Below are 17797 nucleotides of genomic sequence, written 5' to 3' on the forward strand. Positions count from 1 at the left end.
TTTAAAGGTTTTTAGCTAAAAAATAAGTAGACACTAAAACAGAAAATATTGAAGCTATAGTAGTTAAAGTCTGTGTCGCAGTTTGTCCAGCTCCTAAAGATTTTCTCTTTAATGGTTTTACCAAAATCATATCATTAGATTGTATATAGTAATATGGAGATTGCATTGCTGCCATATCTGTTAAATCTATATGATGAATTTTTTGACCTTGTGGATATTGCCTTACTACTAAAATATCTGTTCTATCTCCTGTATCTTTTATATCTCCTGCGTTTGCTAAAGCTTCAATTATATTAACACGATCTTGATATAAGGTTAAAACTCCTGTGCTTTCTACTTCACCAGAAACAGTATAACGTAATCCTGCAAGTTTTACAGTTATAAAAATTTGAGAAACATCTTTTAAATATTTATCTAATAAAGCTTGTTTTACTTTTGCATTAATTTCATTTGTAGTATAGCCTAGAACATTAATTTTTCCTAAAATGGGAAACTCAATATTACCGTGTAAATCTACCGTAAAGCCATCATAATACAAAGTTTCTTGACCATTAACATTTCCTATTCTTTCGGTAGGATTAAAAATAGCTACTAATTTAGCCAATTCTGAGTCTGTAGATTTAATATTTATGCTAAGAATATCGTTAATTTGAACGCGATATGGTTTTCCCATATCTTTTAAATGTAAAGAATCATTAACAACCGTACCTTTATCCTGAAGATAAACCACATCTTTGTTAGTGATACATGAAGAACATAATACACTGAATAGTATAGCAATAGCCACTATAAATTTATTCATTTTTGGGTGCTTTTAATTGACACAAATATAGCTTTTCATCGTGAATAACAAAACTTTTGTCGGATTTTTTGGTTTTTTATCCGTTCTTTGTAAAAAAATTGACCATTGAACTATTTAACCGTTGAAAATATATCGAAGTCTTATGGAGAGTTAACGCTTTTTAAAGACATTTCTTTTAGTATCCATAAAGACCAAAAAGTAGCATTTGTTGCAAAAAATGGTACAGGTAAAACATCTATTCTAAATATTCTTGAAAAAACCGACGAACCAGATACTGGTAATGTTATTTTTAGAAAAGATATTAAAGTCTCTTTTTTACCTCAAGAACCGTATTTAGATTCTAATCTAACTGTTCAAGACACCATTTTTAATAGCGATAATCCTATTTTAGATGTTATTAAAAATTACGAAAAAGCACTTTTAAACCCTGAAGATACAGAAACATATCAAGCTGCTTTCGAGCAAATGGATATTAAAAATGCATGGGATTTTGAAACGCAATACAAACAAATTCTCTTTAAACTAAAACTAGAAAATCTACAACAAAAAGTAAGTAGTATGTCTGGCGGACAAAAAAAACGTCTCTCGCTTGCCAACGCTCTTTTAAGCAAACCAGACCTTTTAATTCTAGATGAGCCTACCAACCATTTAGATTTAGAAATGATAGAATGGCTAGAAGAGTTTTTTGCAAAAGAAAATATCACGCTTTTTATGGTAACGCACGACCGTTATTTTTTAGAACGTGTTTGTAATGAAATAATAGAACTTGATCATGGTGAATTATATTCTTATAAAGGAAACTATTCTTATTATCTAGAAAAAAAAGAAGCTAGAATAGAACAACATAATGTAGAAGTAGGCAAAGCCAAACAACTTTTTAAAAAAGAATTAACCTGGATGCGTCGCCAGCCAAAAGCACGTACTACAAAGTCTAAATCTAGAATAGACGACTTTACCGAAATTAAACATAAAGCAAGCCAACGTAGAAAAGACCATGAAATTCAATTAGAATTAAATATGGAGCGCTTGGGAAGTAAAATTGTAGAGCTAAAAAAAATATCCAAATCTTACAAAGACAAAGTTATTTTAGACGGCTTTAATTATATGTTTCAAAAAGGTGAACGAGTTGGTATTATTGGTAAAAACGGCACAGGTAAATCTACATTTTTAAACATACTTACTCAAACGGCAGAGCCAGATTCTGGAAAAATTATTATTGGTGAAACTGTAAAATTTGGTTACTATACGCAAGGTGGTATTACACCAAAACCGCAACAAAAAGTTATAGATGTTGTAAGGGAATTTGGTGATTATATACCATTAAAAAAAGGACGCCAAATTAGTGCTCAGCAATTATTAGAACGCTTTCTATTCGATAGAAAAAAACAGTATGATTTTGTGGAGAAATTAAGTGGTGGCGAACGTAAACGCTTATACCTCTGTACTGTTTTAATACAAAATCCTAACTTTTTAATTCTGGATGAACCAACTAACGATTTAGATATTGTTACCCTTAACGTATTAGAAAGTTTCTTGTTAGACTTTCCTGGTTGTTTACTTGTAGTATCTCACGATCGTTATTTTATGGACAAAATTGTAGATCATCTTTTTGTATTTCGTGGGGAAGGTATTGTAGAAGATTTCCCTGGTAATTATAGCGATTTTAGAGCATATGAAGACAGCAAACCTGTTGTTTCTGAAACCACAGACGAGGAGAAAAAAGAAAAGAAAAACTGGAAAAAAGACAGTAATGTAAAACTATCTTATAACGAACAAAAAGAATATAAAAACTTAGAGAGCAAAATAAAATCTTTAGAGTTTGATAAAATAGAATTAGAAAAAAAATTCTTAAACCCAGACTTATCTACAGATGAAATTAACGAGTTATCAAACAAACTCCAAGTAATATTAGATAGCATTGAAGAAAAAGAAATGCGCTGGCTAGAACTAGCAGAAAAAATGGAAGAGTAAACCATGCGAAAACTTATTATTGCCTACATAAAATTTTGGCTACGCTCTACAAACCAACACGGCGTACAATCTCCTTTTGTTTATAGCTTAGTAACAAAATGCTTTTACAGTAAAAAAGAGCATAATGCCTATAGTAAGTTAAAAAACTATAAAAAAACACTATTACAAAACCAGCAAACTATTGAGGTTACAGATTTAGGTGCAGGATCGCAAACCACAAAAAGCAATACACGTATTATATCTAAAATTGCAAAAAATGCAGGCACAACAAACCATCGTGCCAAATTATTTTACCGTTTAGTAAACTACTTTCAATTTCAAAATATTTTAGAGTTAGGTACATCTATGGGTATTGCAACACATGCCATGCACCTAGGTAATCCCAATGCACAAATTACCACAATTGAAGGCTGCCCAAACATTTCAGCATTTACAAAACAAAGTTTTAAAAACTTCAATTTAAAAAACATAAAAGTACTTACAGGAGATTTTAAAAAAGTAATTGAGCCACTAACAGAAAACAAATACAACTTAATTTATTTTGATGGTAACCACCAAAAAGAAGCCACTTTAAATTATTTTGAAACCTTATTACCAACAGCAACAAACGATTCCGTTTTTATTTTTGACGATATTTATTGGTCAAAACAAATGACCGAAGCTTGGGAAATTATAAAACAACATCCCCAAGTAACCGTTACAATAGACACTTTTTTTTGGGGCATTGTATTTTTTAGAAAAGAACAAGCCAAAGAACACTTTACAATACGTTTGTAAATTTAAATTTTAACTTTGAAAAGAATGAAACTTTCCATAAATTAAAAAACATGAAAGTATATACAAAAACAGGAGATAAAGGCACCACAGCATTATTTGGTGGTACGCGCGTACCAAAACATCACATAAGAATAGACAGTTATGGTACCGTAGACGAATTAAACTCTTACATAGGCTTAATACGTGATCAAGAAATAAACCAGCTTTACAAAAACATTCTTATAACAATACAAAATAAACTTTTTACGGTTGGCGCTATACTAGCAACAGATCCTGATAAAATGGTTTTAAAAAACGGGAAAGAACGTTTAAATATAAATAAAATTACTACTGAAGATATCGAGCTATTAGAGCGTGAAATGGACAATATGAATGAGGAACTACCACAAATGACGCATTTTGTATTACCTGGAGGTCACCAAACAGTGTCATTCTGTCACGTAGCACGTTGTGTTTGCCGTCGAGCGGAAAGACTAGCGTCTGCCTTAAATGATATAGAACCATTTTTACCAGAAGCACTCACCTATTTAAACCGTCTTTCTGACTATCTTTTTGTATTGGCACGAAAGTTGACTCAAGACTTGCAAGCAGATGAGGTAAAATGGATTCCAGAGAAACATTAAAGTTACACAGGAAAACAAACTTTAAAAGCTAATATTAAATAACACTGCAAAATATTTAGGTTCAAATAGTTTCAGTGAAAAATGACGTTCTTTTTTATTACTGAAAAATAATTCACTTTTTTCTTGACTATTTAAACTAAAAATTTATTTTTGCAAAAAATAAAACCATTAAGAAATGTATTGGACATTAGAATTAGCATCTCATTTAAGTGATGCGCCTTGGCCAGCAACTAAAGACGAACTTATCGATTACGCTATTAGAACCGGAGCGCCTTTAGAAGTTACTGAAAATTTACAAGCAATTGAAGATGAAGGAGATTCTTACGATTCTATCGAAGAAATCTGGCCGGACTACCCAACAGACGAAGACTACCTCTGGAATGAGGACGAGTATTAAAATATGATTAGATTAAATCATATTCAATAAAAATTAAAGAAAAAAGTCTCTATTAGAGGCTTTTTTTGTGCTTTAAAATTTAGCTAACCATAGCTAAAAACGTATATTTAAGCCCTTTTTAAAAAAAGGTAAAAATAACAACTGTGTTATTCTTAATTTCAAAAAAGAATATCACAAATAATAACAAAAACAATGTTTTGTTTTTTCTTAAAAATAAAACAACCAAAATATAAAATATAAAACTATGAGTTTTTTAGATTCCGTACTAAAGCTATTTGTTGGAGATAAATCCAAACAAGATGTAAAAGCTATATTACCTTTAGTAGATAAAATTAAATCCTTTGAAAGTACTTTAGAAGCTTTATCTCACGACGATTTAAGGGCTAAAACAGTAGAATTTAAAGCTATTATTGCCGAAACACGCAAACCTTTTAACGAACGTAAAGAAGCGCTTAGAACAGAAGCTGAAGCTACTGAAGATATAGATAGACGTGAAGACATTTACCAAGAAATTGATAAAATTGAAGACGAATCTTACCTAGCAGTAGAAAAAACATTAAACGATATTTTACCAGAAGCTTTTGCTGTTGTAAAAGAAACCGCAAAACGTTTTACAAACAATAGCGAGATTACAGTTACCGCTAATGCTTTTGATAGAGAAGTTTCTGGAATGGGAGATTATGTAACTTTAGATGGTGATAAAGCAACATGGTCAAACTCTTGGGATGCCGTAGGTAAAGCCATTACTTGGGACATGATCCATTACGACGTGCAACTTATAGGTGGTATTGCTATGCACCAAGGAAAAATTGCAGAAATGCAAACAGGAGAAGGAAAAACATTAGTAGCAACTTTACCAGTATACTTAAATGCTTTAGCACAAAAAGGTGTGCATTTAGTAACCGTAAACGACTACTTAGCAAAACGAGATATGGCATGGATGGCACCAATTTTTCAATTCCATGGCATGACAATAGACTGTATCGATTATCATAGACCAAATAGTGATGGTCGTAGAAAAGCTTATAATGCAGATATTACATATGGTACAAATAACGAATTTGGTTTCGACTACCTTCGTGATAACATGGCAAACTCGCCAAACGACTTAGTACAACGTCCACATCACTTCGCCATTGTGGATGAGGTAGATTCTGTATTAGTAGATGATGCCAGAACACCTTTAATTATTTCTGGCCCAATACCAAAAGGAGATCAACACGAATTTGATGCATTAAAACCAAAAGTAGAAGATATTGTTTCAGTACAGCGTAAACAATTAACACAAACCTTAGTTGAAGCTAAAAAGCTAATTGCAGAAGGTGATACTAAAGAAGGTGGTTTTCAATTACTACGCGTATACAGAGGTATACCAAAAAACAAAGCCTTAATTAAGTTTTTAAGTGAAGAAGGTGTTAAACAAATTCTTCAAAAAACAGAAAACCAATACATGGCAGATAACAACCGTGAAATGCCAAAGGTTGACGAAGCTCTATACTACGTAATTGAAGAAAAGAATAATCAAATTGAATTAACCGATAAAGGAGTAGAATACATATCTGGTAAAGACAATCCAGATTTCTTTATCATGCCAGAAATTGGAATTGAGATTGCTAAAATTGAAGCAAAAGGATTATCTACAGAAGAGGAAGCTAACGAGAAAGAAGATCTTTTTAGAGAGTTTGGAATAAAATCTGAACGTATTCATACTTTAAATCAGTTATTAAAAGCATACGCTTTATTTGAAAAAGACAACCAATACGTTGTTATGGATAATAAAGTAATGATTGTAGATGAACAAACAGGTCGTATTATGGATGGTCGTCGTTATAGCGATGGTTTACACCAAGCGATTGAAGCAAAAGAAAATGTAAAAATTGAAGATGCTACACAAACATTTGCAACAGTAACGCTTCAAAATTACTTTAGAATGTATCGTAAACTGTCTGGTATGACAGGTACTGCGGTAACAGAAGCTGGAGAACTTTGGGAAATCTACAAATTAGATGTTGTAGAAATTCCTACTAACAGACCAATTGCCAGAAAAGATAAAGAAGATTTAGTATATAAAACTAAACGTGAAAAATACAACGCAGTTATTGACGAAGTAACAAGCCTATCTCAAGCAGGAAGACCAGTTTTAATTGGTACAACCAATGTTGAAATTTCAGAGTTGCTTGGTAAAATGCTTAGTATTCGTAAAATTAATCACAACGTATTAAATGCAAAGCAGCACAAAAAAGAAGCAGATATTGTAGCACAAGCAGGAAATGCTGGACAGGTAACTATTGCAACAAACATGGCAGGTCGTGGTACAGATATTAAATTAAGTGACGAGGTAAAAGCCGCAGGTGGATTAGCCATTGTTGGTACAGAACGTCACGATTCTCGTCGTGTAGATAGACAGTTACGTGGTCGTGCTGGTCGTCAAGGAGATCCAGGAAGCTCTCAGTTTTATGTTTCTCTTGAAGATAATTTAATGCGTCTTTTTGGTAGCGAACGTATTGCCAAAATGATGGATAAAATGGGATTACAGGAAGGTGAAGTTATTCAGCATTCTATGATTTCTAAATCTATTGAACGTGCACAGAAAAAAGTTGAAGAAAATAACTTTGGTGTTCGTAAGCGTTTATTAGAATATGATGATGTTATGAACTCGCAACGTGAGGTTGTTTACAAACGTCGTTTTAATGCCTTAAATGGAGAACGTTTACGTGTAGATTTAGCAAACATGATTTTTGACACGTCTGAAGGTATTGCAGAAACTAATAAAGGTGCTAACGATTTTAAAAATTTCGAATTCGAATTAATTCGTTATTTCTCAATGGCATCTCCTGTTACAGAAGACGAGTTTAATAAATTCTCTGCAACAGAATTAGCAAAACGTATTTACAATGCTGCTTTTGAGCATTACAAAACAAAAATGGCTCGTAATGCAGAAGTTGCTTTTCCAGTAATTAAAGATGTTTACGAAACACAAGGCGATAAATACAAACGTATTGTTGTACCGTTTTCAGATGGTACAAAAACGTTACAAGTTGTAACAGACTTAGAACGCGCATACGAGTCTCAAGGAAAAGAATTAGTTACAGATTTCGAAAAAAATATTACACTTGCTATTATTGACGATGCTTGGAAAACACATTTACGTAAAATGGATGAGTTAAAGCAATCTGTACAATTAGCTGTACATGAACAAAAAGATCCATTATTAATTTATAAGTTTGAGGCATTCGAACTTTTTAAGGTCATGATTGATCAGGTTAATAAAGATGTTATTTCTTTCTTATTTAAAGGCGAATTACCAAGCGAAAATACAAACGCTATTAGTGAAGCTAGAGAAGTAAAAAAGAAAGAAAATTTACAAACACAAAAAGAAGAAATTCCTAATCTAGATGAGCGCTCTGCTCAAAATAGACAAGCAGGAAACACACAACAACAGCAACAAGTAGTAGAAACTATTGTGCGCGACCAACCAAAAATTGGACGTAATGATCGTGTTACTATTAAGCATGTTATGAGTGGTGAAAACAAAACAGTTAAATATAAACAAGCCGAACCTTTAATTGCTAAAGGCGAATGGGTTTTAGTTAACGAATAACAAACTGTATTTCTTTTACGATTACATACTAAATATAAAATCCATATGGATTTAAATAAAAAGTCCCGAAGTTAATTACTTCGGGATTTTTTATACAGCAGTAATTCAACCTTATTACCAATACAAATTAAATAATATTTTGTAATTTTATTATACAAACAAAAAACATTATGCTTAGAAACATATTAGCAACAATTGTAGGTTTTATAGTTGCCGGAGTAACTGTTCATCTTTTTGAAAGCGTTCTTGGCCACAACCTTTTCCCACTACCCGAAGGTGCAAACCCAAGCGATATGGAATGGATAAAAAATAACATGGCTAGCATACCTATTGGCGCAAAGATATTTGTTGCTTTAGGACATTTTATGGGTATTGTGGTTGGCATGTTTGTAGCAGGCTTAATTTCTAAAACAAGTATGGTTCCCGCATATATAGTTGCAGGAATAATGATTATAGCAACTGCTTTAGTTACGTTTGGACTACCTAAAGAAACATGGTTTATATTAGCTGAAATTGTAGCTGTTTTTGCTGGCTTTTATTTTGGTAAAACTGCTGCGCAACGCAATGTTTTTAATTAATTATTATAATTACAACTTGACTTTAATAAGAAAATTAAGATAAATCCAATTATCGTATAATATATAACACTTATGCTAAAGTTGTTTCAGTATTAAAATGATTTTATATTAATTAAATATTATGCGTAAACAGATGAATTTAGAAATAAATAACAAAAATAATGCTTGAATATTTAAAGTTTTTGTTTAGAAAAGTTAAATCTTTAGATAGAAAATTGAATAATATCGCTTTTCTTCAAGACAAAACTTGGATCCGAATATCACCCAACGGTTTCGACGAAAAATGGTTTTTTCGAAAAAATAGGGTTTTAACCTTATCCATTAATGGAAATATTGTAGATGGTAGTTATGAATTCTTAAATGAATATTTAATAATTGAATTCTCTAATAAAAAAATATTACTAAATCAAAGTTTTATTTTTAATGATATTTTGTTATTGAAAAAAGATTCAGATGATTCAACTTTTTTTGCTTTTTATGATAACTCAAAATTTTCTAAAAATGAGTTTTTAATATATATAGAGAATTCAAGAAAAAAAGATTTGAATATTAAACAAATAACATTAATTGATAATACAAAGGCAGAAATAATTAGAAAACCAAACCAAAAAGGAATAATTAAAGGAAATACAGTTTTAATTGGAGGTGAAATATCAAAAAAAAAACTAATTGAAACCAAGTACTATTATTATGAGTTAATTAACGGAAAAATTTCAAACATTTTCATAAAAAAAAAATATAAGATTTATGATAATGAAATAATTATAAAACAAAAATGGAAAGAAATAAGTATTGGAGATACAATTGTTTCATCCAACAAAGAAGTAATAAATGGACGATATAAAATTAAATATATTATAGGTATAGAAATTTTAGATAATACTATTGAAAAAAGATTTCATATTTCATATAGGAAAACATTAATTAAAAAAAGAAAAATTGAGGTTTGGCAAAAAACTTCTTATGGCTATTCAGTTGGCGATTTAGTAAGAAAAAATAATAAAAAAGCAAACAATGGAAAATATTGGATTGAAATTTTTAAAATTCTTCGAGTTAAAAATGGAAAAGTTGCTTAAAAAAGATAAATATGTATAACTAAATTTTATAGAACGTTTCTCAATTCTATTTAAACTTTAAAACGCATATTTAAAACTTTGATTAAACTGAACAAATTAAAAAATTTATAAAATCACAATCCTAAAACAATTTCAGGATTAATAGTATTCTCTTTATAAAAATCTAAATCCTTTAAAGAGCAAACACCAGGATAGTCACCTTCATTATCTTGTAAATCTATTATTATTTGAAAATGTAAATGTGGTGCATAATCTCCATTAACCTCAGCGTCTCCTAATTTTGCTATAACATCACCTTGTCTAACCTTTGCTCCTACTTTTAAACCTATTAAAGATTCGCGAGATAAATGCCCATAAAGTGTATAAAATACAAAACCGTTTAACTCATGTTGCAGAATAATGGTTGGACCATAGTCTCCAAAATTGGTGTTATCTTTATAGCTATGTATTTCTCCATTAAAAGCAGATAAAACAGGTGTTTCTGCCTCTACCCATAAATCTAAACCTATATGGATATTACGTTCGGTTTCTGGATTTTGATTATTAAAATAAGAGCTACGATTATAAATATTGCGTTTCTCTAAGTAACCTCCAAAGGCAACTTTTTTATTTTTAAGTCTTAAGTAGTTGGTAATATAAATTTCCCAAGCTGTGGAAGACGAATTATCGAAACTTTGAAGTGCGTTATTAGTTTCAGATAAATCTATGGAAGTATAAAGGTTTTTAGGTATACTAGCATCGATAACAAATATGTTTTCTAAAGCTAGTTCTCTAAAAATGGTTTTTATTTTTTTTGAATTCATTATTAATTCCGCACAAACGTGCAATCTATTATAAATTCAAAAATAAAATTTATTCGGCAATAACGTTACTATACTTTGCATTTATTACAATAGTTTTACTGCTATTACTATTGTTAGGATTATGCTTAACTGTTTTATTATTTGTTTGTTGTTTATTAAATTTTGAATGATTGCCTTTAAAATATAAGTTATAATCTATAGTTTTTGGCAGGTTTAAAAGTGCATCGCTATTTTCTAAAACGATGTTAAGATTATTAAAGTCTTCTAAAATATTATCAACATACAAATCGCCAAAACTACCATCTATAAGTGAGTTTCCACTTAAATTCTTAACATCTATATTAGACGACACAGCATTTAAAATTAAATCTTTAGCGTTATTTATTTTTGCTTTAGACACATAGTTTAGTTTTAAAGCACCTTCATTCCAAGATTCTATAGACGCATTAGCATAAGAAATATTAATGGAAGCATTGCTTCCATTAATATTATTTGCTAAAAATTTACCATGAGAAACAGTGATTTTTGGATCACTAATTACAGATGCCATTTTAAGCTCTCCATGTTTAACATTGAGGTTTAATTTTGCTTTTTTGGGCATTTTAATTTTTATGGTTTTAATAACATCTAATGTTTTTTTAGAGACATCATCAAATAGATTTTTAGATTTTGAATCGCCAAAGGCTTCTTCCATTTTTTCTTCGAAAGCTTTTCCAAATTCTTCTCCCCATTTTTCCATTGCTGGAGCAAATTTTTCTTCAAATTGTTTACCAAAGTTTTCTCCCCAAGCTTCCATTTTCTTTTCGAAATCTTTACCAAAACCATCCTCAAAAGCCTTTTCAAACTCTTTTCCGAAGTTTTCTCCCCAATCTTCCATCTCCTTTTCAAATTGATCTAAATCTGATTGTTTAATACTTTTTGCCCATTCACGCATTTCTTGTTCGTATTCTTCACCATATTCTTTTCTGTATTTTTTACTCCAAGAATCTAAATATGCTTCTCCTTCATCCTGGTATTTATCGAAATCGAAATCAAGATTATAATTTCCGTCTGGAGATTTGGGTATACGCAACACACTTAAGGCTTCTGGTAAGTTTTTTAAAGATTCTAAATTGCTTAAACCATCTAATAATGGTTCTAAATTTAAATCGATTTTTAAGTTAGATAGAGCCTCTATAGATTCTTCATCTAAAATATTTAAACTAATTTCTTTAGACCATAAACCTTGCGAGCCTTTAGAACGAATTGTTACTTCGTTTTGGTTGCCGTTTATTTCTAAATCCCAAGCGTCTAAAACTTTTTTAAGATCTTCTTTACTGTGTTTTTTACTTTCTATATAGGCTACAATTTCTACATAATCTTTACTCCAAGTATCTACCTCTATGTTGGTATGACTGGATTCTAAATTTATTATAGCGTTTTTATTAACCTTTATAGTTTTTTTATTTTTTTGTAGTGTATTTTGAGCAAAAGCTGCACTAGTAACTAACAAAAAAAGTAATGTTAAGTATATATATTTTAGTTTCATTTTTTTAGTTTTTTAATACTAATGGTTTTAGTATATAATTTAAATTTGATTTTCATTAACCGAATTCAAGTCTTTTAATTGTTCTTTTAAACGATGCATTAGGTTTAACCTTAACTTTAAGTTACTAATAAGAGCATCTACAGTTAACTCATCTGGACCTTGTTTTGTTAATTCCACGTTTAGCCTGTTATATTCTGCTTTAAGCTCGTCTAATCGCTTTATGTAACCATCGAATAAATCTTTGTTTTCTGGTGTTAGTTTTACTTTAGATAATTCTAAATTAATATTAGCCAGGTAATAATCTTCAACTTTTTTTAAATCTGGAGATATATCACCAATTGTTTTTGTTTCTATTGGGTCTACTTCTACAACAGTTGTATTTTGAGGGTTTTGAGAATTAAAAAACTGAATCGCTCCAAAACTTAAACCTAAAAGTACAATAACACTAGCAGCAATAGACAACCAGTTTATTTTTTTAGTTTTCTTTTCTGGCATTGCAGTTTCTAGCTTGCTTAAAAATCTTGCTTCATGACCGTTTGGCATACTATCGTTTTGCAGTCTATTATCTGCTTTAAACATGTCTCTAATATCTTTAGCCATAATTTTTATGTTTTAGTAATTCTTGTAATTTAACTCTTCCTCTAGACAATTGTGTTCGTGATGCTACTTGCGTTATATTTAATATTTCGGAAATTTCTTCGTGATCATAACCTTCAATTAAAAACAACATAACAACAAATTTGTACTTATCCGGTAACATATTAATTGCCTTTTTTATGTCGTCTAGACTTGTAGCATCTTCTACAATCCAATTGTTATTATTGGAGTTATCGATTACTTTTAAATGAACGTCTTCAAGCTCAACTAAACGCTGCTTTTTTAGTTTGAGATAATCGATACTTTTATTAATAACAATTCGTTTTAACCAAGCTCCAAAAGTTACATCGCCTTTAAACTGCTGCAGTTTTGAGAAGGCTTTTATAAAAGACTCTTGTACAATATCTTCTGCCTCTGCTGTATGATTAACAAAACGTTTAGCCACGCAGTACATACCATCGCAATACTGGTTGTACAATTGCAATTGCGCTTTGCGATTGTTTTGTTTACATAAATCAATAATACTTGATTGAACGATTTTCACTTATTGGTTTTTGGTTAGTTTATTTCGAACTCATTATAAAGACGATACAATTTTTGGGATGTTGCAAAAAAGTTTATTTTTTTTTTTATAAATATAGCAACAAATATTATTAAAATAGCGTTAAGATATTGACCAGCCTTCAGTTTTACAGTATCTTTATCATCTTAATTAATCTAAATAAAAAGTCCCTATGAAACGATTTATCGTTTTTTTATTAATCGTTATTTTTGGAATACTTGGGTATTTCTATTTTACTAAAACTGGTATTTTTGAAGAAAGAAAGAGTCCAAAAAAAACAGTAGTGTTTGCTGTTGACGATTTAAAATTAGAAGTATTCTATAATAGGCCATCTAAAAGAAATCGTGAAGTTTTTGGTGCTTTAGTTCCTTTTAACGAAGTATGGAGAACAGGAGCAAACGAGGCTACTACGTTTGAAACTAATAAGGCTTTAAAAATTGGTAATAACTCTTTACCTAAAGGTAAATATACATTATGGACAATCCCAAACGATACTGCTTGGCAAGTAATGTTTAATACTAAACAATATAAATGGGGAGTCGATGAGACTATGAAACCTATGCGTATTCCAGAATTTGATGTTATTACTTATACCACTCCTGTTCAACATTTAGAAAATCCTGTAGAACAGTTTACCATTGCTTTTGATAACTCTACAGATAATTTATCTTTAACTATGGCTTGGGACAAAGCTAAAGTTGTTGTACCATTAAAATAGTATTTTGCAAACAGTCTTACTTTTAAATTAGCAAAGATGTTAAGCTATTAAACAATACTTTTTATCAACATACTCCAGTCGAGAGCTTTTTAGTATTTTTACATTAACATTAATAAATTCGTGGCTAAATTTAAAAAATCTGCATTAAAAGAGAATGATGGAATTTCTGCTCCAGAAACAACCAGCATTGCTGCTATTTCTAAAATTAAAGAAAAGAGACGACAAAAAAAATCTACCTCAGATTTAGTTAAAGCCATATTAAATGGAAATATTACAGCCTTAAGTCAAGCAATTACATTAGTTGAAAGTAAAAATAGTGAACACTTAGAGCAAGCTAATGCTATTATAAAAGCGTGTTTACCACATGCAAATAAATCTATTAGAATTGGAATTACTGGAGTTCCTGGTGTAGGTAAAAGCACTTTTATTGAATCCTTTGGAAGTTATTTAACTAATATTGGTAAAAAAGTAGCGGTTTTAGCAGTAGATCCTAGTAGCTCGATAACTAAAGGAAGCATTCTAGGTGATAAAACACGAATGGAAGATTTGGTGAAAGATAAAAATGCTTTTATTCGTCCTAGTCCTTCTGGTACTTCGCTAGGAGGTGTGGCAAGAAAAACGAGAGAATCTATAATTTTGTGCGAAGCCGCAGGCTTTAATACTATTATAATTGAAACTGTTGGTGTTGGACAAAGTGAAACCGCTGTACATAGTATGGTAGATTTCTTTTTATTATTAAAACTTGCTGGTGCTGGAGACGAATTACAAGGTATAAAACGTGGTATAATTGAAATGGCAGATGCTATTGCTATTAACAAAGCAGATGGTAAGAATTTAAAGCAAGCAAAATTAGCTAAAGTTGAATTTAACCGTGCTCTACATTTATATCCTGTAAAAACTTCTAATTGGCAACCAAAAGTTATGACTTGTAGTGCCATTGAAAATGAAGGCATTGAAGCCATTTACTCTATGATTTTAGAGTATAAAAAACTAACTATCGATAACAACTATTTTTATTCTAAACGAAACCAGCAAAATAAATTTTGGTTAATTCAGACTATTGAAGAGCAACTTAAAAACGACTTTTTTACTAACTCTAAGATTAAAAAAGAACTAGAACAACAACTTGAACTTATTGAAAACAATAAAACCACTCCTTTTGTTGCTGCAGAATATTTATTAGGATTAAAAACTTAGTTTAGTTAAAAAACAACATATAAACTATGTTACCAATACCTATGGTTCCAGTTAAACAACCTAAAATAAAGTCCATTTTAGTTGCTATATAAGTAAGTTTATGTTCTATTTTATAAGCTACAGTAGCATACAAAGCATATAAAGAAAAGGAACCTGCCGTAGAACCAATTGAAAAAAACAAGCTATTTATAAAAGAATACTCAAAATAATCTAATCCTATTAAAAACGAAATAGATGTAAAATAGAATGGTATTGCTGTAGTATTTAAAAGCGACATACCTATACCGTGCAAATAGGCTTTAGATTTATCAATTTCTTCTTTTTTTACTTTTTTCTTTATGGTATAGTGTAATCTAAAAAAGTTAATTGATAATAAAATTAAAATACCAGTGCCTATTTTTTGTATTATAGTAATGTACTGGGAATTTTCCATTAAAATATTAGATAAATATGCACCAATATTAGCTTGAAAAAATAGTACCGTTGCATAACCGCCTATTAGATATAAAGCAGATTTAACTCCACTCTTTAAACTAAATTTAACAACTGTAAGATTTAAAAAACTTGGTACAATACTACCAGAAGCCGCAATTATAAATCCAAAAAATAAGCAAGTAATAAAAACCATTATTAATTTTTAGCCACAAATTAACAACTTAAACAATTAATACGTTGCTTTGTTATACTATTAGTTTAACTCAAAAAAACTAAACTAAACATTTATAAATCTACATTCTTTCTGGAACACTAATACCTAATAACTTAAAAGCGTTTTTAATTGTATTTCCTACCGTTTTAGATAATTGCACTCTAAATACTACAGATGCTTTATCATCGTTACCCATTACTATAGGTAAATTTTGAAAAAACGAATTATATTCCTTTACTAATTCGTAAATATAATTTGCAATTAAAGCAGGACTGTGGTTTTGCGCTGCATTTTGTATTACCTCTGGAAAAAGTTGTAGTTGTTTAAGTACTGCCTTTTCTTTATCCTGTAAAGCAAAGGTTTTTTCAATTTCACTTGAAGAAACTCCATTAGTTGCCTCTGCCTTACGTAAAATAGATTGTATTCTAGCGTAAGTATACTGTATAAATGGTCCTGTATTTCCTTGAAAATCTATAGACTCTTTTGGATCGAAAAGAATACGTTTTTTAGGATCTACTTTTAAAATATAATATTTTAAAGCACCTAAACCAATGGTTTTATACAGGTTTGCTTTTTCTTCATCACTATATCCATCTAGTTTACCTAAATCTTCTGAGATTTCTTGTGCTGTACTTGCCATATCTGTAATTAGATCGTCTGCATCTACAACAGTTCCTTCTCTACTCTTCATTTTTCCGCTAGGTAAATCTACCATACCATAACTTAAGTGATATAGGTTTTTAGCCCAATCGAATCCTAATTTCTTTAAGATTAAAAACAACACTTGAAAATGGTAATCTTGCTCGTTTCCTACGGTATAAACCATACCACCTACATCTGGAAAATCTTTTATTCGCTGTATAGCTGTACCAATATCTTGCGTCATGTATACCGCTGTACCATCACTTCGTAATACTATTTTTTCGTCAAGTCCATCTTCTGTTAAGTCACACCATACAGACCCATCTTCTTTTTTATAAAAAACTCCGGTTTTTAAACCTTCATCTACAAATTCTTTTCCTAATAAATAGGTTTCACTTTCGTAATATAATTTATCGAAATCTACTCCAAGATTTTTATAGGTAATACTAAATCCATCGTAAACCCATTGATTCATTTTTTCCCAAAGAGCAACAACATCTTTATCTCCAGACTCCCATTTTTGAAGCATTTGTTGAGCTTCTATTAATATAGGAGCTTGTTTTTTTGCCTCTTCATTGGTTTTACCTTCAGCAATTAAAGCCTCTATTTCTTTTTTATATTCCTTATCGAATTTTACGTAGTAATTACCAACTAATTTATCGCCTTTTAAACCTGTTGATTCTGGTGTCTCACCTTCTCCAAAACGTTGCCAAGCTAGCATACTTTTGCATATATGAATACCACGATCGTTTATAATCTGTGTTTTATATACATTCTTTCCTGAAGCTTTAATTATTTCGGCTACACTATATCCTAATAAATTATTACGAATATGACCTAAATGCAACGGTTTGTTAGTATTTGGCGAAGAATATTCTACCATTATTGCTTTTTCATCTTTTTTAGGAGATGTAAAGCCAAAGGAGTTATTATCTTTTATTGTATTAAAAAAATCAACATAATATGCATCTACTATCTCAACATTTAAAAAACCTTTAACGACATTATATGCTTTTACTTCTTCAACATTTTCAACTAGATACTCTCCTATAGATTCTCCAATCTTTACAGGATTACCTTTAACTACTCGTAGCATAGGAAATACTACTATTGTAATATCGCCTGCAAATTCTTTACGTGTTGCTTGAAATTCTACACTTTCTAAATTAGCGTTAAATATAGAATGTACAGCTTGTTTTACTACTCTTGTTAATGTTGCTTGAAGGTTCATTTTGTTTAATTTTTAAAGCAACAAATATAGTATTAATTGATATAA

Annotated in this window: 16 protein-coding genes; 9 read left to right on the forward strand and 7 right to left on the reverse strand. The window is 30.3% G+C overall.

Annotated elements, in window-relative coordinates; translation table 11 throughout:
* Position 1: 1 nt before the first annotated feature.
* Positions 2–802: a polysaccharide biosynthesis/export family protein gene (locus tag CLV86_RS07430; RefSeq protein WP_121051294.1), complete on the reverse strand. Its 801-nt coding sequence runs from the start codon at positions 800–802 to the stop codon at positions 2–4.
* A gap of 105 nt (positions 803–907) precedes the next feature.
* On the opposite strand from CLV86_RS07430, the gene CLV86_RS07435 reads away from it, so the two are divergent.
* The 7 genes from CLV86_RS07435 (at position 908) to CLV86_RS07465 (ending at position 9825) form a co-directional block, all read left to right on the forward strand.
* Positions 908–2773 carry an ABC-F family ATP-binding cassette domain-containing protein gene (locus CLV86_RS07435; RefSeq protein ID WP_121051296.1) on the forward strand — a complete coding sequence of 622 codons (1866 nt, stop codon included), beginning with the start codon at positions 908–910 and terminating at the stop codon, positions 2771–2773.
* A 3-nt stretch (positions 2774–2776) separates the two neighbouring features.
* Positions 2777–3550, forward strand: coding sequence for an O-methyltransferase (locus CLV86_RS07440; RefSeq protein WP_121051298.1), 774 nt, complete (start codon positions 2777–2779; stop codon positions 3548–3550).
* A 50-nt stretch (positions 3551–3600) separates the two neighbouring features.
* Positions 3601–4173 carry a cob(I)yrinic acid a,c-diamide adenosyltransferase gene (locus CLV86_RS07445; protein ID WP_076733650.1) on the forward strand — a complete coding sequence of 191 codons (573 nt, stop codon included), beginning with the start codon at positions 3601–3603 and terminating at the stop codon, positions 4171–4173.
* A gap of 175 nt (positions 4174–4348) precedes the next feature.
* Positions 4349–4570, forward strand: coding sequence for a DUF2795 domain-containing protein (locus tag CLV86_RS07450; RefSeq protein WP_034057512.1), 222 nt, complete (start codon positions 4349–4351; stop codon positions 4568–4570).
* Positions 4571–4814: 244 nt separating this feature from the next.
* The gene (gene secA, locus CLV86_RS07455; protein ID WP_121051300.1) at positions 4815–8171 is read left to right on the forward strand and encodes a preprotein translocase subunit SecA; all 3357 of its coding nucleotides are present in this window, start codon (positions 4815–4817) and stop codon (positions 8169–8171) included.
* Positions 8172–8341: 170 nt separating this feature from the next.
* Entirely contained in the window at positions 8342–8749 is a 408-nt protein-coding gene (locus CLV86_RS07460; protein WP_121051302.1) for a hypothetical protein, read from the forward strand.
* 161 nt (positions 8750–8910) lie between these two features.
* Positions 8911–9825 carry a hypothetical protein gene (locus CLV86_RS07465; RefSeq protein WP_121051304.1) on the forward strand — a complete coding sequence of 305 codons (915 nt, stop codon included), beginning with the start codon at positions 8911–8913 and terminating at the stop codon, positions 9823–9825.
* Between the two features lie 113 nt (positions 9826–9938).
* Here CLV86_RS07465 and CLV86_RS07470 read toward each other — a convergent pair whose 3' ends face one another.
* From CLV86_RS07470 to CLV86_RS07485, 4 genes are read right to left on the reverse strand one after another with little or no spacing between them, the layout of a single operon-like run.
* Positions 9939–10628, reverse strand: a complete 690-nt coding sequence (locus CLV86_RS07470; protein ID WP_121051306.1) for a peptidoglycan DD-metalloendopeptidase family protein — start codon at positions 10626–10628, stop codon at positions 9939–9941.
* Positions 10629–10677: 49 nt separating this feature from the next.
* Positions 10678–12156 (reverse strand): hypothetical protein, encoded by a 1479-nt coding sequence (locus CLV86_RS07475; RefSeq protein ID WP_121051308.1) that lies wholly within the window; start codon positions 12154–12156, stop codon positions 10678–10680.
* A 39-nt stretch (positions 12157–12195) separates the two neighbouring features.
* The gene (locus tag CLV86_RS07480) at positions 12196–12756 is read right to left on the reverse strand and encodes a hypothetical protein (protein WP_121051310.1); all 561 of its coding nucleotides are present in this window, start codon (positions 12754–12756) and stop codon (positions 12196–12198) included.
* Positions 12749–13291 carry an RNA polymerase sigma factor gene (locus CLV86_RS07485; protein ID WP_170148521.1) on the reverse strand — a complete coding sequence of 181 codons (543 nt, stop codon included), beginning with the start codon at positions 13289–13291 and terminating at the stop codon, positions 12749–12751. The genes CLV86_RS07480 and CLV86_RS07485 overlap by 8 nt, the downstream gene beginning before the upstream one ends.
* A gap of 196 nt (positions 13292–13487) precedes the next feature.
* On the opposite strand from CLV86_RS07485, the gene CLV86_RS07490 reads away from it, so the two are divergent.
* Both CLV86_RS07490 and meaB read left to right on the forward strand, forming a co-directional pair.
* Positions 13488–14033 (forward strand): DUF2911 domain-containing protein, encoded by a 546-nt coding sequence (locus CLV86_RS07490; RefSeq protein ID WP_121051314.1) that lies wholly within the window; start codon positions 13488–13490, stop codon positions 14031–14033.
* Positions 14034–14153: 120 nt separating this feature from the next.
* Positions 14154–15230: a methylmalonyl Co-A mutase-associated GTPase MeaB gene (gene meaB / locus CLV86_RS07495; protein ID WP_121051316.1), complete on the forward strand. Its 1077-nt coding sequence runs from the start codon at positions 14154–14156 to the stop codon at positions 15228–15230.
* 1 nt (position 15231) lies between these two features.
* Here the strand turns inward: meaB and CLV86_RS07500 are convergent, their stop codons facing one another.
* Together CLV86_RS07500 and argS are read right to left on the reverse strand one after the other, a co-directional pair.
* Positions 15232–15858 (reverse strand): LysE family transporter, encoded by a 627-nt coding sequence (locus tag CLV86_RS07500; protein WP_121051318.1) that lies wholly within the window; start codon positions 15856–15858, stop codon positions 15232–15234.
* A 100-nt stretch (positions 15859–15958) separates the two neighbouring features.
* Positions 15959–17752 (reverse strand): arginine--tRNA ligase, encoded by a 1794-nt coding sequence (gene argS / locus CLV86_RS07505; RefSeq protein ID WP_121051320.1) that lies wholly within the window; start codon positions 17750–17752, stop codon positions 15959–15961.
* Positions 17753–17797 lie beyond the last annotated feature (45 nt).

This window comes from Lacinutrix venerupis, from assembly GCF_003663945.1.
GTDB lineage: Bacteria > Bacteroidota > Bacteroidia > Flavobacteriales > Flavobacteriaceae > Lacinutrix > Lacinutrix venerupis.